We start from the raw sequence: 22014 nt of genomic DNA, 5'->3' as shown, positions 1-22014 counted from the left end.
GTGGCCAATTTTAAGATTATAGATAAGGGCAACTACGCCTCTGTCTTCGCCTAAAGGCTCGCCATCGGCGATTTTTCTTTATTGTAGTAGAGTTTAGACCGTTTCGGCAGCGGGGGAGTTTATAATATCATCAAAGTGCCGGAGCGGCAGCAGGCTGCTGTCAATGATATCTTCCGTCCATAAGGAACCGATTAAGACCTTTGCAATGATTTCCTGTCTGCTTCCCATCACAGCTGCATCCTTCAAAGCTGTCACCGCATAATAAATGTCGGTCATCAAATCGGCGATTCGCTTTGAATGGTATGTCTGCACATCTTCCGGCTGGCTGGAAAGCGCGGAGACGGCCTTGCGGAGCTTTTCAAGCTGTGTATTTACAAGAGCTGTTTCTTTCTCAAGAGTGCGGGGAAGGCCGACCAGCTCCTGTTCCATTTGATTTGCAAAAGTGCGGTGGACCGCATACTTTTTAATGAGCCTCAGCACTTCAAGCCCAAGTATATTCGCTGTCCCTTCCCAGACGGTAAGCACCTGGGCATCCCTCAGGAGCCGCGGAGTGACAAAATCTTCGATAAATCCATTGCCGCCGTGCAATTCAATCGCTTCATGCGAGAATGAAATCGCTTCTTCAGCCGTCCTCTTTTTCGTTAAGGCAATCAGCAGGCGGTTCAGCGCCTTATCGTCAGGTGAAACTTCATCCGGCCTTGTCATCACCCTGTCGAACAGAGAAATCAAATTGAATACGGCACTCGTCTGCACTTCCTGGCGGGCAGTCAGCTCGACGAGTGTTTGCTTAACCATCGGATAACCGGCAAGTTTGCTTCCGAATGCTTCACGCTCGAACGCATATTGCCGGGCTTCGATGAACGCCCGCCTCATTATGCCGAGCGAAGCGACAGCATTGCTTACACGCGACAGGTTCAGTGCTTCCATCATATAGTAAAAGCCGCGGTCGGCCTCACCGATAAGATAAGCCTCTGCACCATCGAACACGACTTCAGCTGACGGAACAGCCCTGACACCAAGCTTATCTTTCAGGCGGCGGATCGACAGGGCGTTGTTCGCTCCATCTTCGTTTTTCCATGGGACCAGAAATAAACTGAGGCCTTTTGTGCCGCCGGGTGCATCTTCCATACGGGCCAGGACGGCAGCTACACCGCACATGCCGGCATTTGAGGCGAAGTACTTTTCGCCGTACAGCCGGTAATGGTTCCCATCTTTCACCGCTTTTGTATCGTTTGCTCCGACGTCTGAGCCTCCCTGCCGTTCGGTCAAGAATGTAGCCCCCTCATAAAGTTCTGTTTCACCGGTTGACAGGACATGGGGAAGGAAACGGTTCTTCAAGGGCTGATCGGCATAACGATCGATTAAATAAGCGGTAGCCATTGACAGCGTAACCGGGCAGTAAAAGCCGGGTTCTGCCATGGAAAGCAAGTATCCCTGAGCATAGGAGTAAATATAATTCCCTTTTCTGCCAAGCTGAGGAATAGGTTTATGTACAAATCCGACAATGCCACGGTTGTACGTTTGCCGCACTGTTTCCCTGTACCCGTCGTTCACCCACACATGGGATATGTCGTTCCCCATCCGGTCATATTTGATCAATTTCGGCTGGCCTTCCCTGTCGGTATGTACTGCGCGCTGATCAATTTCCCCGGCACACAGGCTGCCGAACTCTTCAAGTTCCTTATCTGCCCAGCTGTAAAAGTCAGGATCAAGATGCCTTTTTAGAGTTGCTTGCAAATGCCGATCATCACGGTAAAAGTTCACTTTCCATCCCTCCGGTAAAAATTAGAATATTCTTACATTAAGAGTATGGTACCCGATACTGAATGTCAATCCAGCCAAAACAAAAAGCTTTCCATCAGGAAAGCTTTAAATCTTTTTCAGCTTGAATGGGCTGACCATCAGGAGGGCGAGGACAAGAATGAGGAACATGAAAACAAACCCGGGCAAGACATTGATAAGCAGATAAGAAATGGTGATCAATATGCCGGCTGCCGGGATCGGCAGGCCTGAAAAGTATCCGGTATTTTCCTGCAGGTTGAATTTCGCTAGCCTGAGCGCACCCATTGCGATATATAAGACCGTAAAGAAAGCGCCCGGTGCGCCGAAGTCATTCAGCACAGCCTGGTATAGTAAGAAAGCAGGGGCAATTCCGAATGAAACGAGATCCGCCATGGAATCAAGCTGTTTTCCAAGATCGGAAACGATATTAAGCCTGCGGGCCGTCATTCCGTCATATCTATCGGACAGTGCTGCCAAAAAAATGAAAATCAGGCTCATATGCAGCGTATCGTTAAGAATGAAGATGACAGCGAATCCCCCGAGTGAAAGATTAATCAGCGTAAGGGCATTAGCCGTCTGTGCCTTCAGCCTTTTAAATGTATGGTCAAGTCTTTCCTGTAAAAACATGATAAAAACACTCCTTATGTGTTGATTCATGTAAACTATTTCATTACACTTATTTTATTCATTATATGACCAAAGGTAAAGAAGTATTTTGGCTGGGGGAGACTATTTGTGAAAAAAACCATATACCGAACTTTAATTGAATTGACCAATCGCCGCTTTTTGGCCCTTGCCATCAAGGCTTTTGCAGAATCAAAGCTCAGCAAGCCGTTTGTTCCGTCTTTCGTCCGCACCTATCGGATCAATACGGATGAAATGGAGTATTCCGTTGGGGAGTACCAGACCCTTCACGAACTTTTTACGAGAAAACTCAAGCCGGGGCTGCGTATGACCGATCCGGATCCGTCGGCTGCAGCCTGCCCGGTCGACGGCATTCTGGAAGAACAGGGAGAGATCGGTCCTGAGGCGGTTTTCACCGTGAAGGGGCTCGATTACTCGATAGCAGAGATGCTCGGAAGTGAAGAAAATGCGGCCGGATATAAAGGCGGATATTATCTTATCATTTATTTAAGCCCGTCTCACTACCATCGGATCCATTCCCCTGTTTCTGGTACTATCAGGAAACAGTTTGAGCTTGGCGATAAATCTTACCCTGTCAACAGGCTGGGGCTTAAATACGGTAAGTATCCACTTTCTAAAAATTATCGCCTTGTTACGGAAATCGAAACAGAACAGGAGAAAAAGGCAGCTGTTGTCAAAGTCGGGGCAATGAACATTAACACAATCCAAACCGCTAAGCAGGATGGTTACATCGGCAAAGGGCAAGAACTTGCTTTATTCAGCTTTGGCTCCACGGTTGTCCTCCTGTTTGAGCCGGGGGTGTTCAAACCGGCTGCAGGAGAAGAAGTGCAAGAAGTGAAAGAAGTGAAAGCAGGACAAACTATCGGCTTCCTTATCTGAAAGTATTCAGCATCCGGGCAGGATTCAGAATAGGCTGTTTTCATTTTCACAGAAACATCTATCCCTTTAAAAGGTGCGATTGTTGAATAACGGCAAATTTATAAATAATAAAAGGAGCTTGGTTTTTCAAGCTCCTTTTAATTTGCAATATAGTGTAAAATTTGTGTGATTAAAGCTGCGAAGGCTGTTGTGATTTCTAAGTGATTGATTTGCATCCGAAAAACTTACTCTTTTTTCATATCATTTCTTTCTATTTCTTTTTCTATTTCAGCAACCAGCTCGTCATGTCCGCTTTTTTGCCATAACTCGACACCGGTTCGGTACGCAGCCCTTGAAATCATGTGGCCGCCGACCGGTGCAGTCAGAAGGACAAATATAATTCCAAGAATGAGTTTTCCGCTCACAATGCCCTCTTCAAAAATGAAAAACAGGAAGGCAGCGATAAGCACGCCGCTGACACCCAGTGTTGCACTCTTGGTCGCTGCATGAAGCCTGGTATACACATCCGGAAAACGCAGGATACCGAGTGATCCGGAGAAAATAAAAAAGGTGCCGATGATGAGGAGAATGCTAATTACGACTTCGATCAATGATAACACCCTTTTCCAAAAATTTTGCGATCGCGACCGTACCGATGAAAGTGAGGATACCAAGCAACAGAATGACATCGTTGAACTCTATCGTCACAATGTATATGGCCAAAAGTCCGGTCATCGCAATAAGATTGACTCCGATCGTATCAAGCGCCACAGCCCTATCCGGATTTGTGGGCCCCTTGATGGCACGGTAGAGGAGCATGACAATGGATACGGCTGTAACCACCATGCAGATGACAGTCACGGTTTCAAGAAGGCCGTGCATTATCGCGTCACCTCCCGAATCGCTTTTTCAAACGTATTTTTAATTGAATTAATGCCTTCTTCCACATCGGGAAGGTCCATCGCGTGAATGTACAGTTTGCTGTTGTCATTTGATACAAAAACCGAAAGTGTCCCCGGGGTCAGCGTGATCAAGTTGGCAAGCAGCGTAATTTCCCAGTTGCTTTTAAGTGTCGTCGGCAGGGCGAATATGCCTGGTTCCACATCGAGTTTCGGGCGGTACACGATCTTAACGATATCCCAGTTCGCATACAGCAGCTCTTTTATAAACAGGAGCACCAGTTTTATTGCAGCCACTACCCGCTCCATATAAAACGCATCAGGAATAAACCGCCGCAGCATATAGAGCAGGAAAATCCCGATTAGAAAACCAAGAAAAAAATCAACGAACGAATAGGATTCATTCAAAAACATCCAGATAAACGCAACAACAATATTAATCAATATTTGGGCTGGCATATCATCTACTCCTTTAACACCGTATTAATATATACGGAAGGATCTATAAGTGAGTCGGCGACGCTTTGGATATACGGGTAAAACCATTCAGCACCTATCCCCAGCAGAACAGAAAATGCAAGGAGAAATCCAGCCGGTGCAATCAGTCCGCCGATTGAACGTGCCGGCTTGTATTCTTTTGGTTCTCCCCAGAACCCGTTAATAAAGATGCGAATTACTGAAATCAAAATCAGCAGGCTTGTCAGCAAACCGATTCCGACTATGACAAAGTTTCCATTTTCCATACCGCCTTGAAGCAGGAGCAGTTTTCCGATGAAGCCTGAGAAAGGCGGCAGTCCTGCAACTGTGATGGAAGCAAGTAAAAACAGCCAGCCAAGCAGCGGATAGGAATGGATCAAGCCGCCCATCTTCCTTAAGTCGCTTGTTCCGGCAGCAATCACAATGGCGCCGACCAGGAGAAATAAAGCCCCTTTGACGATCATGTCATGAACAAGGTAATAGACCGTGCCGGCAATGGAAGAATCGCTGAAAATGCCGATTCCCATCATCATATAGCCGACTGCAGGAATGATATTGTAGGCAATGATCAATTTGACATCGTTTGTGGAAAGGGCGCCGACCACGCCGATCAGCATCGTGATTCCTGCCAGTATGATAAAAAGGTTATGCGTAAAGTCGAGATTGTAAACAAATATGAGCGTAAACACTCTTAAAATGGAGTATACGCCGACTTTGGTCAAAAGCGCTCCGAACAGGGCGGAAATGACAGGGCTTGGCACCGCATAGGACCTCGGCATCCAGAAAAAGAGCGGAAATAAGGCTCCTTTTGTAGCGAATACAAGGAACAGCAAGACTGCGATTGTTGTCAAGACACCTGTCTGTTCGACTTCTCCGATACGCTCGGCCAGGTGCGCCATATTCACCGTTCCGGTAACGGAATATAAGAAGGCGACAGTTGTTACAAACAAAATGGAAGAAAATAGGTTGATCAAAACGTATTTCAGTGACTCCCGGAACTGTTCTTTTGTTCCGCCTAGAACAATAAGGCCGTAAGAAGCCATTAGGAGCACTTCAAAAAATACGAACAGGTTAAACAAGTCACCTGTGATGAAGGCGCCGCTGACACCTGCAATCAAAAGCTGGAAAAACGTATAGAAATAAAAGTGCTGCCGCTGTTCATCAAGTGACACCTTTGCAAAAAAGAATGCGGCAACAGCGATGATATTCGTTGTTGTGACTAGAGTCATCGCCAGCTTGTCTGCGACAAGGATGATTCCATATGGTGCAGCCCAGCCGCCGGTCTCAAGGACGATAGCCCCCTGGCTGAAGGCGACGGTTGTAACGTACAGCGTAACAGCCAGGTTCACAAAAACCATAATGCCGGTGATCCATCTTGTCAGGGGAAGGTTCTTATGAAAAAACGCTGCTGCGATTGCTGTAACAAATGGGATTAATATCGGCAATATCGCTAAGTTACTCATTGTCAGTACCTCTCAGTTTTTCCATATTATCTGTATGATTGGTGCGGTAAGCCCTGTACGCAAGCACGAGTAAAAAACTCGTAACACCGAAGCTGATAACAATTGAAGTCAGAATCAGTGCCTGCGGGAGGGGATCGGTATATGGCCCGCCTCCGTGCCCATGGATAATCGGTGGCGCGCCGCGCTCGAGTTTGCCCATCGTCAGGATAAACAAATGGGCGCCGTGGGAGAGCAGGGCTGTTCCAATGATAATCTTGAGAAGCTGTTTTTGAAGCAGCAAATATATGCCGGCCGTGAATAAGCTCCCGGCAAGGATGGACATTAAAATTTCCATCTTATCCTTCCTCTCCTTTCCCGCGCAATTTAATCATGCCGTATATTCCGAGCGCTGCCAGACCGAGTACCGTGATTTCAAGCATCGTATCAAGTCCGCGCATGTCAACAAGGATGACATTGACAATGTTATGCCCGCCGCCAAGCGTGACGGACGTTTCCACAAAGTATTCCGCAATCGAATCGAACATTTTTGTACTGTGGGAAGCGATCGCTACGAGCGTAACCATCGTGCCCATACTTATTGCGATAATCGCGTTAAGCAATTTCCGGCCCGGTTTTTCATTCGTTTTTTCCAGGTTCGGCAAATGATAAAAAGCGAGCAGGAACAGCGCGACCGAGACTGTTTCCACAATCAGCTGTGTAAGGGCAAGGTCCGGCGCCCTGAAAAACACGAAAAGAAGTGACAATCCGTATCCTACAATTCCAAGAATCAGGATGGCGGCGATGCGGTTCGTTGTCACAATTGTGCCTACAGCTGCGATGATCATGACGATACCGACAAGCACCTGCGGCCATGATACAGGAGCAAGATCGTCAAATGAAATCGAAAACCCTCCTGTAACCCACATCGTAAAGGCGAGCAGGCCGGCGCTGAATGACAGAATGATCGCCATATACAGATAAAGGGATCCGGTCATATAGGTTCCGGTGAGTTTACGCGAACCGGTGAACAGCCCGCCCAATAAAGAATCATATACTTTAGACGCACTCCAGCGACCCGGCAATGCGTTATACAGCGGAGCCCACTTCTCCCTTGAAAGATAAAGGAGTGTTCCAAGCGCAAGCACTGTCAGAGACATATACAGCGGGGTATTGAACCCATGCCAGAATGCAAGATGGGTGTGCGGTATTTCACCTGTCACGGCGGCAACGGCCGGGGCCAGCAGCGGCTCGTTGATCAAGTTCGGCATGATGCCGATCAAGATAACGAAGGTGACTAGCACGATCGGTGAAATCAGCATGCCGAGCGGAGGCTCATGCGGGCTTTTCTCAAGCTGGTCAAGCTTCGCCTCACCCCTGAATGTGCCGAAGAACAGCAGCATTGAATATACGAATGTAAAGATGCTTCCGAATACGGCAAGGTACGGAATAACCGGCGCAAGGCTGTGAACAAGTGCAGAACCTGCACCATGACCGACTTCCAGCGAGGCATCGAAGAACATCTCTTTACTTAGAAAGCCATTAAATACAGGAAGCGGTACGCCCGCCATCGAAAACGTGCCAAAAAAAGCGAGTGTCGCCGTAATCGGCATGAATGTCATGAGCCCGCCGAGGCGGCGGATATCACGTGTCCCGGTTTCATGGTCAACGATGCCCGCCACCATGAACAGGCTCCCTTTAAAGGTCGCATGGTTGAAAATGTGGAAGATGGCGGCAAGTACTGCCGTACCGGTTCCGAAACCGAGCATCGACATGATCATGCCAAGCTGGCTGATTGTCGAATAAGCCAAAATGGCTTTCAAATCCGTTTGTCTGACGGCCATGTAAGAACCCCAGATCAGTGTCAGCAATCCGAATCCGGATACGAGGATGAAAAACAAGTCGGTTCCGGCAAAAATCAGTGAAATCCGCGCAACCAGATAAATGCCAGCCTTAACCATCGTCGCCGAGTGCAGGTAAGCACTGACAGGGGTAGGGGCTTCCATAGCATCCGGCAGCCATGTATGGAACGGGAACTGGGCTGATTTTGCGAATGCGCCTGTCAGTACAAGCATCAGAGCTGCCGTAAAGTACGGGCTCGCCAATACTGCATCCTTATTCGCGATGATGCCGCGGATACTCGTGCTGTCAGCCATGACAGCAAGCAGGATGAAGCCCCCGAGCAGCGCCAGGCCGCCCAGGACAGTGATGACAAGGGATTTTTGCGCACCATACCTGGATCTCTCCCGATGATTCCAGTAACCGATCAACAGGAAGGAAGACAGGCTGGTGAATTCCCAGAACGTATAAAGGACGAACAGGTTGTCAGAAAAGACGACCCCAAGCATGGCGGTCATGAACAAAAGCAGGTATACATAAAAATGCCCAAGCTTTTCTTTTTCGTCAAGGTAATACACGGAGTAAAGAACGACGAGCGAGCCGATTCCGGTTATGAGGAGCCCGAACAGAAGGCTGAGCCCGTCCACATATAAATTGTAGTTAATACCAAGCGAGGGTATCCATTCCTGCTGGAACAGCAGCGGCTTTTCCCACACTTTAGGCAAGTATGTGATCAGATAGGCAAACAGGATGACAGGTATAGCAAGGACAAACCATCCTGTGTGCAGCCGTTTAACGTTTCTGTAAATAGCCGGAACAAAAACGGCAAACAGCAGCGGCAAAAGAACAGCGATGTGAAGCATGAAAGATTTTTCCTCCTTGGATAGCAATTTTCCTTCAATATAAACAAACTTGATTTAGTGCGGTAAAACGAGTCCTTCCTAATTGTAAACGTTTATTGCCCCCATGTTCAACTTCAAATGTTAAAAAAGCCGGACAGTGCATAGCGTCTGGAAGAGAGTGGCAAACTGTTAGCGGAGGTGCTAGAAAAATGAATGGAAAATCATGCATTTTATCCATAGCTCTTGCAACTGTTTTGACAGGCTGCACAGACGGGGTATCGGTATATGAAAAAGGAAATGTTGAGCCGTTTACCCCGAGGGAGTATTACCGGGCCCATACCAATCTGAATGAAATAGGTGCTGCAACCTCTGCTGATATCGTAAAGAAAATGACAGCAAAGATCTCCAGCCTGGAAGGTGTGCGGGAAGCGGTGGTCCTTACCCATAACAATGAACATATTATTGCTGTCAGACCGGCCCCCTATTTGCGGAAAAACGAAAATGCGCTCATAAATGATATAAAACCGCTTCTTGAAAATACGCCGACAGTCAAAGTCATAACCGATCCCGGCATGTACAGAACAGCGAAACGGCTGTGGAAAAAAAAGAATGGCGGCCTTATTGATGAGGAATGGATGGAAACATGGAAGTCATTTCTTGAAAAGGCCGCCGAAAAAAACAGTCCGGCAGGAGAACTTTTCGGCCAATAGCAGCAAATGTTTGATTTTTCTGCTGGCTTTTACAGTAAAGAGACAGGGAATTTCCAGGTTCCCTCGGAAACAAAATTGAATGTTTGGGAGGCCGTAAACGTCTATACTGCAGTATAGGCGGCTGAAGTTAAACGTTGCTGTCCATTTGGTCTTGTTGTTATAAAGACGGGTTACCCGTTAACAAGGATATCAACTCTTTTACTACGGATATCAGGTCAGCACCTTCCCTGCAGGATCTCTTTCAATCCATGCAGGGAAGCCAAATGTAAAGAAAAAGCCCTGTTTACCGTATGCCTTTACGGAAACAGGGCTGCTTATTATAGTTGATTTTAGGATGAGACTCGGATTCGGCTTGTCAACGCTCTTCTGTCTATTTCGGACTTGATCAAAGAAATGAAATCACGGCTCAATTGAAGCTCAACGGCTTTCAGGTAAGATTCGATCAGCAGGTCATCAGATAGGTTTTTCATCGGAACGCCGTATGGCTTCACCTCCTTGGCAAGTTATAGGAATGTTTCATTTATCCAGACATAAGATTATAGGTTATGTATGAGCTAGTTTTACTGTATCATGAAAGCCGAAAGAGAACAATCGTTCCTATTATCCACAAGCAGCGGTGGATAACCTGTGGTTAACTTGTGCACAAACATCGGAATTCCTTATATACCATATGGGATAATGTGAATAAAGTTATTCACAGAAACGTGTCGAGGAATTTTGTCGAAATATTTTCTGATCATTTTGAAAAAAAGGACAGGGGGATATTAAGCAAGTTTGTTTTGAAAGTGTGTGTTTATTTCGATATGATAAGTAAGATAAAAAGCTGTGAATAAACGCATTGATGAGGTGTTATAGGTTGCTTACTAAATTTTTGCCGAACGAGCATGTTCGTTCTGTATATGAAATCACCCCGGCTAAACTGAAGGAGCGGGGGGTCAAAGGAGTCATTACCGATCTTGACAATACCCTGGTCGCATGGGACGAGCCCTATGCAACCCCCGAACTGATCAGGTGGTTCAAAACACTCGAAGAAAACGGGATTGTTGTGACAATCATTTCAAACAATGATAAACAAAGGGTCACCGCGTTTTCTGAACCGCTCGGCCTCCCTTTTATCTATAGAGCTCAGAAACCTATGAGCAAGGCTTTTAATCAGGCCCTGAAAGATATGAAGCTTTCAAAAGATGAAGTTGTCGTCATCGGCGACCAGCTGCTTACTGATGTCCTCGGTGCCAACAGTATCGGCCTTCATTCCATCCTTGTTGTACCCGTTGCGCAGTCGGATGGCTTTTTTACGAAATTCAACCGTAAAGTTGAAAGTACCATTTTGTCATGGATGAGGAAAAAAGGAATGATTTATTGGGAGGAAAAAAAGTGACTGAACACGAGCAAGAGACATGTATCGGATGTGGTATCGCCATTCAGACGGAAGACAAAAAAGCGCCTGGCTATGCCCCGCCTTCAGCCCTTGAACGGGAGCAGGTGATTTGCCAGCGCTGCTTCAGGCTCAAGCATTATAATGAAATCCAGGATGTTCCTCTTACTGATGATGATTTCCTGAAAATTTTAAACGGGCTTGGCCAAACGGATGCCTTGATTGTGAAGCTTGTCGATATTTTTGATTTCAACGGCAGCTGGCTGCCGGGCCTGCACAGGTTTGCCGGCGGAAACCCGGTTTTATTGATCGGCAATAAAGCCGACCTGCTCCCTAAATCCGTAAAGCGGAATAAACTCATTAACTGGATGGAGCGTCTGGCGAAGGAACTCGGTCTAAAGCCGGTTGATATCCATCTGATCAGCGCAGAGAAAGGGCATGGCATCGAAAAAGCCGCCGAGGCGATCGAGCATTACAGGGATGGCCGCGATGTCTATATCGTTGGGAGCACAAATGTGGGCAAGTCCACATTCATCAACCGAATCATCAAAATGTACACGGGTGAAAATGAAGATGTCATTACGACATCACACTTTCCGGGAACGACGCTCGGTCTGATCGGAATACCGCTTGACGACGGCACGTCGCTTTACGATACGCCGGGTATTATCAATCATCACCAGATGGCGCACTATGTTGATGATAAAGACTTGAAAACAATCACGCCCAAGAAAGAGATTAAACCCCGGATTTACCAGCTTAATGATGGGCAGACCCTCTTTTTTGGCGGACTGGCCCGCTTTGATTTCGTCAAAGGGGACAGGTCTTCATTCACGGTGTATCTGTCTAATGAGCTGAACATCCATCGGACAAAACTGGAAAAGGCCGATGATTTGTACCGTGAACATGCTGGCGAACTGTTAAGCCCCCCGAGGAGCGAAGGAACCGCGGAACTTCCGGAGCTGGTGAAACACGAATTTTCCATCCGGGAAGGGAAGACAGACATCGTATTTTCAGGTCTCGGTTGGGTGACAGTCAATGATCCGGGCATCAAAATAGCGGCATACGCACCTAAAGGGGTAACTGTATCAATCCGCCAGTCACTGATTTGATCGGGGGAATCGAGATGAAAAGACTGATAGGGTTAATCGGGGATCCGGTGGCGCATTCAAAATCCCCGCAAATGCATAATGTCCAATTCGAATCGCTCGGCCTGCCTTTTTCCTACCATGCTTTTCAGGTGCCGGACGAAATGCTCTCCGGAGCGGTGAGCGGGATGAAGGCCCTGGGCTTTAAAGGTTTCAATGTCACGATTCCTCACAAAGTCGCTGTCATGGAATATTTGGATGAAGTATCAGATGAAGCGATGCGAATCGGTGCTGTCAACACAGTGGTAAACGAAAGCGGCAAGCTGGTTGGCTATAATACGGATGGTAAAGGCTATCTTTTATCACTTGAAAAAGAAACCGGAATCAGCTTGAAAGGGAAGAAGCTCCTCGTCATCGGAGCGGGCGGCGCTGCCCGGGCATTGCTTGTGACCCTGCTTGAAGGCGGAGCAGGACGGGTCGACATTGCCAACAGGTCACTGGAGAAGGCCCGGGCCCTTGTGCGCGCGTTGTCCCAGGGCGCCTGCAAGGTGCTGTCCCTGCCTGAAGCGGAGCAGCGTCTCGGTGACTATGACCTTATCGTCAATACGACACCCGTCGGCATGTCGCCGAATATCGAACAATCCCCGATTAAGGTTGAAAACATAAAGCCGGGCGCAATTGCAAGCGATATTGTTTATAACCCGCTTGAAACGGAATTTCTGCAGCAAAGCCGCAAAAAAGGGGCTGTTATCCATACCGGGATCGGAATGTTTGCTGGTCAGGGTGCGCTTGCCTTTGAGCGGTGGACAGGCAGGATTCCGGATTTTGAGGCGATGAAAAGGACCGTCCTTGAGGAAATGAATGGCAGCCATGGACAATAAATGGCCGACGTGACCGGTTGAACAAAATTAAATCATTCTTATATAGGAGGAAAAAGATATGCTGACTGGGAAACAAAAACGTTTTTTGCGTTCAAAAGCCCATCATTTGAATCCGATTTTTCAGGTCGGAAAAGGCGGAGTGAATGAAAACCTTATCCAGCAGGTCAAAGATGCACTGGAGGCAAGGGAATTGATCAAGGTCAGTGTTTTGCAGAACTGTGAACAGGATAAACAAGAAGTAGCAGAGCTTCTGTCAGAAGGGGCATCTGCCGAACTTGTTCAGGTTATCGGAAATACAATTGTTTTATATAAAGAGTCGGAAAACAAAAAGCAAATCGAACTGCCGTAGACAAAGGAGCATTATCATGAAGAACATTGGAATTCTCGGCGGTACATTCGATCCTCCCCATTACGGGCATCTGTTAATCGCACAGGAGGCTTATCATCAATTATCGCTTGATGAAGTATGGTTCATGCCATCGAATGTGCCTCCTCATAAAGAGAAGGAAAGTGATTCCACAGCAGGGGATCGTCTCGAAATGACGAGGTGCGCCATTTCTGGAAATGATGCTTTCAAACTGAATGATGTTGAACTTCGGCGGACAGGCCCAAGCTATACGATCGACACAATCAGACTTATCACTGACAAGGAAAAGGATGCCGTATTTTATTTCATTATCGGGTCCGACATGGTCGAATATTTGCCGAAGTGGAAAAATATTGACGATCTTCTTCGCTATGTGACGTTCGCAGGTGTGAAACGGCCCGGTTATTCACTTGAGACAGAGTATCCCATCGCAGAAGTGGAAGTACGCGAGTTTGATGTTTCATCATCTTTTTTACGGGAGCGCATTGCAACAGGCGGCAATGTCCGCTATTACCTGCCCGATGAAGTCAGATTATATATCGAGGAGAATGGGCTGTATGCAAAAAGAGAAAGCACTTGATCTCGTAAAAGGACAACTTACAGAAAAGCGCTATCGGCATACACTTGGCGTTGCAGAAACTGCGGTTCGCCTGGCCGGGCGTAATGATGTAGATGAAAAGGAAGCCGAACTTGCCGCCATTTTCCATGATTACGCCAAGTTCAGGGACAAATCAGAAATGAAACGGATCATTAAGGAAAACGGAATGGATGACAGGCTTCTTGAGTACCACCATGAACTGTGGCATGCTCCTGCCGGTGCAGTGCTCGTCCGTGAGGAAACGGGACTGGAGGACGCTGATATCCTGTCTGCAATCCGCTGGCATACGACAGGGAAAGCCGGTATGACTGCCCTGGATAAAGTGATTTTCCTTGCTGATTATATCGAGCCGGGCCGCAGCTTTCCGGGTGTGAATGAAGTGAGGAGTCTGGCGGAACAAAGTCTTGATGATGCTGTCATCCTGGCGCTTAAAAATACGATTCAATTTATTATGAGTAAAGGCCAGCCGGTTTTTCCCGATACGGTTGATGCATACAACGACCTTGTAATGAAGAAAAATAAAACAGAAAGAAGCAGGAGGGATGCATAGTGACAGAACGTGAAGTTTTACATGTGGCTGCAAAAGCCGCGGATGATAAAAGGGCGGAAGATATTATTGCCCTTGATATGAAAGGCGTTTCCCTCGTAGCAGACTATTTTTTGATTTGCCACGGTAACTCAGAAAAGCAGGTCCAGGCGATTGCGAGAGAAGTCAAAGATACAGCGAGCGAAAACGGCATCGGAATCGAGCGGCTTGAAGGTTTTGACTCCGGGCGCTGGGTTCTGGTTGACCTAAAAGGTGTTGTCGTCCACATTTTCCATAAAGACGAACGGAATTATTATAATCTTGAACGGCTCTGGGGCGACGCCAGGCGCATCGACATTCTTGAAGAAATATCTTCATGATAAACTGATTGCAGGGTCCATCATTCTCGTGATGGACCCTTTTTTCAGTAGCTGTGTTAGGATGGAGGAATATGAATATGGCGTATGAACATTTTGCATACTATTATGATTACTTGATGGAAGACGTTCCCTATGAGAAGTGGGTTGATTTTGTGTTGAAGACAGCGGGGCATTACGGAGTGGGGGGAAAGCGAATGCTTGACCTTGCCTGCGGGACCGGCACTCTTGCAATCGGCCTTGCCGAATCAGGACTGGAAGTGGAAGGGCTCGACATTTCTCCGGAAATGCTTGCCGCCGCGAGCCGCAAAGCAGCGGAAGCAGGCATAACACTTCCGCTTTATGAACAGGATATGACAGCATTTGAGGGACTCGGGGATTTTGACATGATTGGCTGTTTTATTGATTCCCTGAATTATCTGGAAAACGGCAGTTCTGTCCGGAATGTATTCATAAATGCTTTTGAAGCCCTCAAACCAGGCGGCATCCTCATGTTTGATGTGCATACCATTTACAAAATCAATCACATTTTCATGAATGCGACGTTTGCCGACAGTGATGAAGAAGTCTCGTATATTTGGAACAGTTTCCCTGGAGACGAGCCGGACAGTGTCGAACATGAGCTGACGTTTTACTGTAAACAGAAAGGCAGTCCCGGACTTTATAAACGGTTCGACGAAATTCATTATCAGCGCACTTTTCCAGAAGATCATTATGTCAAATGGCTTGAAGAAGCAGGGTTCGGAGAAATATCTTCTGAAACGGAGGCGGACAGCGGGCCTGGACAGGCCGAAAGGTTATTCTTCACTGCACAAAAACCAATCGTCTGACAGGAAGAACCCAGCGGCACATGTACCGCCGGGTTCCTTTTTTTGCCATATAGGAAAGTATAAATTGTCAGCAAAGGAGTGCTGCAATGCAGCTGCCAATTTAAATACAGCCGGCCGGTGAGATTTCTTTATGCGAAGGAACAGTACTGGCCCTGTTCTTTTGCCTGTATTTTGTGCAGATGGCCGGATAACGAAAATGATTTAGGAAATTAGCGGATTTTCGATCATGTGTGTTGAAGTCAGTATATACCGAACTGTGATTTGGTCTCTTCTTTGTCCCGTTCGTATTTGGCATGAGTTCGCTGAAATAAGTGTTCAAATACAGGGCCCACCTCTTCTTTCAGTACTTCGATTCCTTCTCCTGTCACCCCTCCTTTGACACATACTTTCTCCTGTAATGTTTCGAGGGTGAAAATTTCTTTTTCCATCAGTTTGCCGAATCCGATCATCATTTGTTCCATCAGGGTTGTAGCCTGTTCCCTGGTGATTTTTGTCTCTTTTACCCCCGCGTCTATGAACCGCTGCAGCAAATAGCTTATGAATGCGGGCCCGCAGCTCACAATATCTGAGGCTGCCCGTGTCACGTCTTCCTGGATCACAACCGGCAGGGAAAATTGTTCGAGCATTTTCCATAATTCTTGTTTGCGGCTCTCTCTCATCTCGTGGCCGAATGTAACGAGGGAAACGCCGCTAAGTGCTCTGTTGGTGATGCTCGGAATTACGCGGGCTACCTGCGTTGGGACCGCTGACTCAAGCTGTTCGATGCTCACCGGGCTTGTAATGGAAACAAGACACGAATCCCGCGAAAGAGCTGGCTTGATTTGCTGTAGAAGCGGAAAAATGTCTTTCGGCTTCACGCATATGAAAACGAAGTCGCAATTCAGAGCCGTTTCCTGTGCATTCGCTGCAACCTTGATATCTGGAAAAGACCGCTGCAATGAGCGGGCCTTGCTTAGCGTCCGGTTCGTTACAGTGATGTGGGAAGGGGGAATGGCTTGCGATTCAATCATTGCTTCGGCCAGAATGCTGCCCATGTTCCCGGTCCCGATAATACCGATTTTCAACATACCATCCTCTCCTTTAAACGCCATCTCTCCTACAGCTTATGAACAGGGACTGCCAATTATGTGTGAAACAAAACCGACTGGAGGTTGAAACATGTCACTATCAAGGAAAGAATGGATGCTTGCCGGCCTCGCAGGGATCATTTTATTGGCTTTTTTATCCTGGCATCTGCTCAAAGAAAAAGGAGCAGAATCCGAGGCAGGAAGCTCGAGTCTAAAAGATGCGGAGGTATTGCTTCAAGCCGGCGGCACAGGCAGTATCACTGAAAACCCGGAAAAACCGGCAAATCCGGTAGTCATTGATATAAAAGGTGAAGTCAAGAATCCTGGCGTTTACCGGCTTATGGAAGGGGACAGGGTGGAAGACGCTGTTAATAAGGCCGGCGGATTGACTGCAGATGCAGACCAGACGCAGGTCAACCTTGCATCAAAGGCCATTGACGGAATGATGATCGTGATCCCGAAAACAGGTGAACACTCCGGGGGCAGCACAGACTCATCCGCTGCTGACAGTTCCGGCAAAGTGAACATCAACATGGCAAATGCGGAACAATTGCAAACAATACCGGGAGTCGGCCCTTCCAAAGCAAAAATGATTCTGGAGTACAGAGAAAAAAACGGCCCGTTTGAAACGGCTGAAGACCTCCTTGAAGTAAGCGGTATCGGTGAAAAGTCACTGGAAAACATGGATGGTTATATCGAGGTGCCATGATATGGTGTTGACTCATTTTAAAAAGAGCAGGTACACTGGCTAAAGAGAAAGTAACGGAGGGGACAGCATGACGACAAGTAATCGAATTTCCTGGGATCAATATTTCATGTCACAAAGCCACTTGCTTTCACAAAGGAGCACCTGCACGCGGTTGGCTGTCGGAGCGACTATCGTGAGAGATAAACGGATAATTGCAGGCGGGTATAACGGTTCGATTTCAGGAGGCACCCACTGTATCGATGAAGGATGTTATGTCATTGATGAGCATTGCGTCCGGACCATCCACGCAGAAGTCAATGCGCTTTTGCAATGCGCGAAATTCGGGGTGCCAACGGAGGGAGCAGAAATTTATGTGACCCATTTTCCGTGCATCCACTGCACAAAAGCACTGATACAGTCAGGCATAAAGGCTCTTCATTATGCAAAAGATTATAAAAATCACCCGTACGCGGAAGAAATGCTGCAGCAAGCGGGGGTTTTCGTACAAAAAGTCGAGGTGGCACCTGTTGACGCTGTGACAGACTTAAATGAGGAGCATAAGCACAGCCTGACAGGGAAGCTGCTGGAAAAGCTTGCGGAAAAAGGCATGCCGGAAGCGGAGCTTGCGGCGCTGCGCCAGGAAGCGGAGAAGCTGTATAAAAAATAATATGGAGGCTTAAGAAAGTATTGCGCGGAAAAACCATATACATAGCGGCGGCTGCCGCTGCCGGCATTCTTGCCTCCCTTTCTTTTTCTTTACCGGTTCTAATAAGTTCAGCCGGTTTTTTCTTTTATCTTTTCTGGAAAGAAGGCAGGACACTGACGCTCGCGGCATTCTCCGCTTTCCTGTTGTTTTTGGTCACCTCCTCAATAACCGCGTCTCATAATGTAACGGCGCTTTCTCTTGAAACTAACCAGTTTACAGGCACAGTCTCTTCACTTCCCGAAATCGATGGTGACCGGCTGATGTTTTCTTTATCCGTTACTGGCTATGAAAAGGTAATCGTGAAACACCGGATCCGGACTGAACAAGAAAAGAAAATGTGGTCGGAACTTTCATACGGTGACGGATGTTCTTTCACGGCAAAACTTGTGAAATCTGACAACCCACGCAACGAACATTCTTTTGACTACGCCAAGTATTTGAAACATCGCAAAATCCACTGGATCGCCGAAACAGAGCGGCTGAATCCTTCCGATTGCCTGAAAGCGAGCAGGGATGGTATAGGAGCCGTCATCCGCTTTCGCGGCACGATACTTGATGAGATCGCCCATAACTTCAATAAAGGCGATGAAGGGGTTGTCCAGGCGCTTGTACTCGGTGAACGTTCATTAATTGATGATGATTTATACCACTCTTATCAAAAGCTCGGCATCATGCACTTGCTGGTCATATCTGGCCTTCATGTGGGGAGCATCGTTTCTTTGCTGTATTTCACTATGATCCGCATGGGAGTTACAAGGGAAAAAACGGCTGTATCACTGATTGCGGCCCTTGGCGTATATGCAATCATTACCGGAGGGTCCCCCGCTGTTTTGCGGGCTGCCGGAATGTCTGCTGCTGTCCTCGTTTCCACGCTTATGCGGAGAAGGATGGCGGCTTCTGATGGTATCAGCCTCATCTTTATGTTTATGGTTTTGCTACATCCTTACTATTTATATGAAGCAGGCTTCCAGCTTTCCTTCCTCGTCAGTTATGCCCTCATATTTTCTTCCCCGATTCTTAAGAAGGGTTCATCGGCGGGCGTTCAGCTCATACTCGTGACGATGATCGCACAGGCTTCCTCACTTCCAGTTCTTCTGTATCACTTTTATCAATTCTCACTGTTATCAATCCCGGTAAATCTGATATTTGTTCCTGTCATTATGTTCGCAGTTTTGCCGCTGGCCAACGCGGCTGTACTCTCAATGCAGGTGCCGGTGCTGTTTGATGTCTTCGAGCGGCTGCTGTCCTCCATTTTGGCGCTTTCATCCAAATTATTACAAGTAGTCGCAGGACTTGACTTTGGCTTGCTTGTATTTGGCAAGTCCGATAAATACATTGCCGGAGCGGCAATATGTATAACCGCTACAGTATTCATTTTATTTGAAACAAAAAAGGTCATGTATGGGACTGTTCTTTTCCTGTCCTGGTGGTCTATTATTTATTATTTACCGGTTTTCAGCGGGGAAGGCGAAGTTGTTTTTATTGATGTCGGACAGGGAGACAGCACTTTTATCACGCTTCCCCATTCAGAAATGAATATTTTGATTGATACGGGAGGTGTTCTTCGGTTTGAGGTGCCCGAGTGGGCCGAACGGCGCAGCAATTTTGATCCCGGTGCTGACATTGTAGTGCCGCTCTTAAAGGCGAAAGGGATAAAAAAGATCGATTATCTGGTCCTTACCCATTCGGATATCGACCATATCGGAGGCGCGGAAGCGGTCGTACGGAATATGAATGTGAAAAACATCTTGATAGGGAGCGGGGCAAGAAGGAATGCAATGCTGACGAAGGTCATCAAATCTGCACATGAAAAGGGCATTCAGGTCTATGGGGTGGATGGGACAGTCGAAATCGGGACAAACGCTCATCCGGTCAGCGCCTATTACTCACCTGCAAGCGGACACTTGAATGAAAATAACCGCTCCATTGCGGTTCATGCTCTGCTTGGCGGCAAGTCATGGCTGTTCACAGGGGATCTGGAGAAGGAAGGGGAGTCTGCACTGATCCGTGCCAAGCCTTCATTGCGGGCAGATATTTTGAAGGCGGGACACCATGGCAGTAAAACTTCATCTTCAGAAGCTTTCCTGAAAAAGGTCAATCCGAAAATTGCTGTTATATCAGCAGGGAACGAAAATCGTTTCGGTCATCCGCATGATGAAGTGCTTGACCGTTTTTCTTCAATGGGGACGCTGGTCTTCCGTACAGATGAGCAAGGTGCCGTCCATTACCGATTTAAAAGCAATAAAGGAACCTTTTTCCTGCCGATGCATATTGTGGATTAAACAAATGATCCCTAAAAAAACTTGAACAACGAAAAACAGGCTGCAAAATGCAGCCTGGCTACAGTAACGTATGTATTACTGTGTTTTACCGGTTCCTCCGGTTTATGCACCAAAGTATTTAACGACTGTGGCGATGATAAAAATTGTAGCAAAAAAACCAAAGGTAACGATAAAGCCTACTCCAGAGTCAATTAGGTCATTACGCTGACTTTGCACTGTCTCTTCAAATTTGTTCACAATTACCCCTCCTACTTCATTCATTAGTATACGGAATAACCCGAAAAAAATCTACTCATTCTATTCCTTTTTCCTTTGTTTACAGGAGTTGTTATCTATAGTTTACCGTGTAACGGGCAATCTAAGCAATACAAAAGCGATACCGCCGGCTAAAAAGTATCCTAGGCCTTTTTGGTCCGGCGTTTATCATAAAGGGGGAGCGGGCTTCCTCGGTTGTTCGCTCCCTTTTATGTATATTTTGCCCTTGCCAAAACGTATTGTACGGTCTACGATAACTGTTAAGACATCTAATCGCGGGGGAACAGTTATGCTGGAACTACATAAAAAACTGAAACAGCGGGACATTTCACCGCTGTACTTGCTGCATGGAACGGAGTCATTCCTTATCGATGAAACAAAGCATAAAATTATAAACGCGGTCTTATCCGAGGAGGAACAGGACTTTAATTTGTCAGCTGCTGACATGGAAGAAACCCCGGTTGAGGCAGCCATTGAAGAAGCGGAAACACTTCCCTTTATCGGAGAAAAACGGGTCGTTTTGATTACAAATCCGATTTTTCTCACATCACAGAAAGACAAGTCGAAAATGGACCACAATTTGAAAGTGCTGGAACGGTATTTACACGATCCTTCCCCGGATACGGTCCTTGTAATTATTGCTCCGTACGAGAAGCTCGATGAAAGGAAAAAAATCGTTAAGCTGCTTAAAAAGAATGGTGATGTCCTTGAGGCGTCCAAAGCAGACCCGCGTTTCACAGAAAAATGGGTCGATACAAGAGCGGCTGAACATGGCGTAGCGATCTCACCGCAGGCAAAAGGGCTTTTGCTGCAAACAGCCGATACAGACCTGATGCTGCTTTCAAGTGAATTGGATAAAATGGCGCTGTATGCCGGAGAAGGCGGTGAAATTACAGCCGAAACGGTTGAAATGCTGGCAGCAAGAACACTTGAACAAAATATTTTTGCGCTGATTGACGGAGTGATCGGGAAAAACGTTGAAAAAGCGATGAGGATTTATTATGACCTGCTCAGGCAGAAAGAAGAGCCCCTGAAAATCCTGTCTGTACTGGCTGGCCAGTTCCGCCTCTATCTGCACGTGAAAGATTTGCTGAAAGCCGGTTACGGACAAAAGCAGATTGCAGGAACGCTTAAAGTCCATCCATATCGGGTCAAGCTTGCAGCCCAGCAGGCCGGAAGATTCTCTGATGAAGAATTGCGGAGTTTGATCGATGAACTTGCGGAGGCTGATTACGGCATTAAATCCGGAAAAATTGACAAAACGCTCGCACTTGAATTGTTCATGATGAAAGCAGCAGGTCCTGCCCCGGTAAAATAAGAAGGAGCGCATAGGCTGGAGCAGTTCGGTTAAGAGGCAGGGAATTGAAAATTATAAGTGCAGGAACAAGCGAATCAGCATACAAATTCGCTTGTTTTTTTACTGTTAAGGATATTTTAAAATTTTTGCGTTGTGGATAAAAAGCGAGAAGGGAGCCATCCAGCT

General features: G+C 47.0%; 25 protein-coding genes. 14 read left to right on the top strand and 11 right to left on the bottom strand.

Going from position 1 to position 22014, the window contains the following annotated elements; all coding sequences use genetic code 11:
* Positions 1–93: 93 nt before the first annotated feature.
* Both A4U59_RS10890 and pssA read right to left on the bottom strand, forming a co-directional pair.
* The gene (locus A4U59_RS10890) at positions 94–1764 is read right to left on the bottom strand and encodes an acyl-CoA dehydrogenase family protein (protein WP_070120751.1); all 1671 of its coding nucleotides are present in this window, start codon (positions 1762–1764) and stop codon (positions 94–96) included.
* A gap of 105 nt (positions 1765–1869) precedes the next feature.
* Positions 1870–2409, bottom strand: a complete 540-nt coding sequence (gene pssA / locus A4U59_RS10885) for a CDP-diacylglycerol--serine O-phosphatidyltransferase (protein ID WP_070120750.1) — start codon at positions 2407–2409, stop codon at positions 1870–1872.
* 108 nt (positions 2410–2517) lie between these two features.
* Between pssA and A4U59_RS10880 the strand changes: the two genes are divergently transcribed.
* Positions 2518–3306: a phosphatidylserine decarboxylase gene (locus tag A4U59_RS10880; RefSeq protein ID WP_070120749.1), complete on the top strand. Its 789-nt coding sequence runs from the start codon at positions 2518–2520 to the stop codon at positions 3304–3306.
* Between the two features lie 224 nt (positions 3307–3530).
* Here A4U59_RS10880 and mnhG read toward each other — a convergent pair whose 3' ends face one another.
* From mnhG to A4U59_RS10850, 6 genes are read right to left on the bottom strand one after another with little or no spacing between them, the layout of a single operon-like run.
* Positions 3531–3896, bottom strand: a complete 366-nt coding sequence (gene mnhG / locus A4U59_RS10875; protein ID WP_070120748.1) for a monovalent cation/H(+) antiporter subunit G — start codon at positions 3894–3896, stop codon at positions 3531–3533.
* Positions 3877–4167 (bottom strand): Na(+)/H(+) antiporter subunit F1, encoded by a 291-nt coding sequence (locus A4U59_RS10870; protein WP_070120747.1) that lies wholly within the window; start codon positions 4165–4167, stop codon positions 3877–3879. Before A4U59_RS10870 ends, mnhG begins: the two co-directional genes overlap by 20 nt.
* Complete coding sequence (locus tag A4U59_RS10865) at positions 4167–4643, bottom strand: Na+/H+ antiporter subunit E (protein ID WP_070120746.1); 477 nt, start codon at positions 4641–4643, stop codon at positions 4167–4169. The genes A4U59_RS10870 and A4U59_RS10865 overlap by 1 nt, the downstream gene beginning before the upstream one ends.
* 5 nt (positions 4644–4648) lie before the next feature.
* Complete coding sequence (locus tag A4U59_RS10860) at positions 4649–6124, bottom strand: Na+/H+ antiporter subunit D (RefSeq protein ID WP_070120745.1); 1476 nt, start codon at positions 6122–6124, stop codon at positions 4649–4651.
* The gene (locus A4U59_RS10855) at positions 6117–6458 is read right to left on the bottom strand and encodes a Na(+)/H(+) antiporter subunit C (protein ID WP_070120744.1); all 342 of its coding nucleotides are present in this window, start codon (positions 6456–6458) and stop codon (positions 6117–6119) included. Before A4U59_RS10855 ends, A4U59_RS10860 begins: the two co-directional genes overlap by 8 nt.
* 1 nt (position 6459) lies before the next feature.
* A complete protein-coding gene (locus A4U59_RS10850; protein ID WP_070120743.1) occupies positions 6460–8802 on the bottom strand; it encodes a Na+/H+ antiporter subunit A in 2343 nt (780 codons plus the stop codon).
* A gap of 188 nt (positions 8803–8990) precedes the next feature.
* Between A4U59_RS10850 and A4U59_RS10845 the strand changes: the two genes are divergently transcribed.
* Positions 8991–9491: a YhcN/YlaJ family sporulation lipoprotein gene (locus A4U59_RS10845; protein ID WP_070120742.1), complete on the top strand. Its 501-nt coding sequence runs from the start codon at positions 8991–8993 to the stop codon at positions 9489–9491.
* A gap of 329 nt (positions 9492–9820) precedes the next feature.
* On the opposite strand, the gene sda is transcribed toward A4U59_RS10845, so the two are convergent.
* Positions 9821–9961 carry a sporulation histidine kinase inhibitor Sda gene (gene sda, locus A4U59_RS10840; protein ID WP_070120741.1) on the bottom strand — a complete coding sequence of 47 codons (141 nt, stop codon included), beginning with the start codon at positions 9959–9961 and terminating at the stop codon, positions 9821–9823.
* Positions 9962–10347: 386 nt separating this feature from the next.
* On the opposite strand from sda, the gene A4U59_RS10835 reads away from it, so the two are divergent.
* The 8 genes from A4U59_RS10835 to A4U59_RS10800 all read left to right on the top strand — a co-directional run bounded on the left by A4U59_RS10835 (position 10348) and on the right by A4U59_RS10800 (position 15533).
* Positions 10348–10869: a YqeG family HAD IIIA-type phosphatase gene (locus A4U59_RS10835; protein WP_070120740.1), complete on the top strand. Its 522-nt coding sequence runs from the start codon at positions 10348–10350 to the stop codon at positions 10867–10869.
* The gene (gene yqeH / locus A4U59_RS10830) at positions 10824–11978 is read left to right on the top strand and encodes a ribosome biogenesis GTPase YqeH (protein WP_070120739.1); all 1155 of its coding nucleotides are present in this window, start codon (positions 10824–10826) and stop codon (positions 11976–11978) included. The genes A4U59_RS10835 and yqeH overlap by 46 nt, the downstream gene beginning before the upstream one ends.
* A 14-nt stretch (positions 11979–11992) precedes the next feature.
* The gene (gene aroE, locus A4U59_RS10825; protein ID WP_070120738.1) at positions 11993–12835 is read left to right on the top strand and encodes a shikimate dehydrogenase; all 843 of its coding nucleotides are present in this window, start codon (positions 11993–11995) and stop codon (positions 12833–12835) included.
* A gap of 58 nt (positions 12836–12893) precedes the next feature.
* Entirely contained in the window at positions 12894–13184 is a 291-nt protein-coding gene (gene yhbY / locus A4U59_RS10820; RefSeq protein WP_070120737.1) for a ribosome assembly RNA-binding protein YhbY, read from the top strand.
* A gap of 16 nt (positions 13185–13200) precedes the next feature.
* Complete coding sequence (locus A4U59_RS10815) at positions 13201–13782, top strand: nicotinate-nucleotide adenylyltransferase (RefSeq protein ID WP_070120736.1); 582 nt, start codon at positions 13201–13203, stop codon at positions 13780–13782.
* Entirely contained in the window at positions 13760–14350 is a 591-nt protein-coding gene (gene yqeK, locus A4U59_RS10810) for a bis(5'-nucleosyl)-tetraphosphatase (symmetrical) YqeK (RefSeq protein WP_070120735.1), read from the top strand. Before A4U59_RS10815 ends, yqeK begins: the two co-directional genes overlap by 23 nt.
* On the top strand, positions 14350–14706 hold the full coding sequence (gene rsfS / locus A4U59_RS10805; protein WP_070120734.1) for a ribosome silencing factor: 357 nt from the start codon (positions 14350–14352) through the stop codon (positions 14704–14706). The genes yqeK and rsfS overlap by 1 nt, the downstream gene beginning before the upstream one ends.
* Before the next feature lie 71 nt (positions 14707–14777).
* A complete protein-coding gene (locus tag A4U59_RS10800) occupies positions 14778–15533 on the top strand; it encodes a class I SAM-dependent DNA methyltransferase (RefSeq protein ID WP_342670195.1) in 756 nt (251 codons plus the stop codon).
* A gap of 239 nt (positions 15534–15772) precedes the next feature.
* Here A4U59_RS10800 and comER read toward each other — a convergent pair whose 3' ends face one another.
* Positions 15773–16597 (bottom strand): late competence protein ComER, encoded by an 825-nt coding sequence (comER, locus tag A4U59_RS10795; RefSeq protein WP_070120771.1) that lies wholly within the window; start codon positions 16595–16597, stop codon positions 15773–15775.
* A 94-nt stretch (positions 16598–16691) separates the two neighbouring features.
* Between comER and A4U59_RS10790 the strand changes: the two genes are divergently transcribed.
* The 3 genes from A4U59_RS10790 to A4U59_RS10780 all read left to right on the top strand — a co-directional run bounded on the left by A4U59_RS10790 (position 16692) and on the right by A4U59_RS10780 (position 20276).
* Positions 16692–17309, top strand: coding sequence for a helix-hairpin-helix domain-containing protein (locus A4U59_RS10790; protein ID WP_070120732.1), 618 nt, complete (start codon positions 16692–16694; stop codon positions 17307–17309).
* Positions 17310–17376: 67 nt separating this feature from the next.
* Positions 17377–17955, top strand: a complete 579-nt coding sequence (locus A4U59_RS10785) for a ComE operon protein 2 (protein ID WP_070120731.1) — start codon at positions 17377–17379, stop codon at positions 17953–17955.
* A 20-nt stretch (positions 17956–17975) separates the two neighbouring features.
* Entirely contained in the window at positions 17976–20276 is a 2301-nt protein-coding gene (locus tag A4U59_RS10780) for a DNA internalization-related competence protein ComEC/Rec2 (protein WP_070120730.1), read from the top strand.
* A 102-nt stretch (positions 20277–20378) separates the two neighbouring features.
* Here A4U59_RS10780 and A4U59_RS10775 read toward each other — a convergent pair whose 3' ends face one another.
* A complete protein-coding gene (locus A4U59_RS10775; RefSeq protein ID WP_070120729.1) occupies positions 20379–20513 on the bottom strand; it encodes a YqzM family protein in 135 nt (44 codons plus the stop codon).
* 307 nt (positions 20514–20820) lie between these two features.
* On the opposite strand from A4U59_RS10775, the gene holA reads away from it, so the two are divergent.
* Positions 20821–21849 (top strand): DNA polymerase III subunit delta, encoded by a 1029-nt coding sequence (gene holA / locus A4U59_RS10770; protein WP_070120728.1) that lies wholly within the window; start codon positions 20821–20823, stop codon positions 21847–21849.
* The last annotated feature ends 165 nt before the right edge of the window (positions 21850–22014 follow it).

The organism is Bacillus marinisedimentorum, from assembly GCF_001644195.2.
Classification (GTDB): Bacteria; Bacillota; Bacilli; order Bacillales; family Bacillaceae_O; genus Bacillus_BL; species Bacillus_BL marinisedimentorum.
The sequence above is the reverse complement of the archived record's forward strand: the minus strand, read 5'-3'. Positions and strand labels throughout refer to the sequence as shown.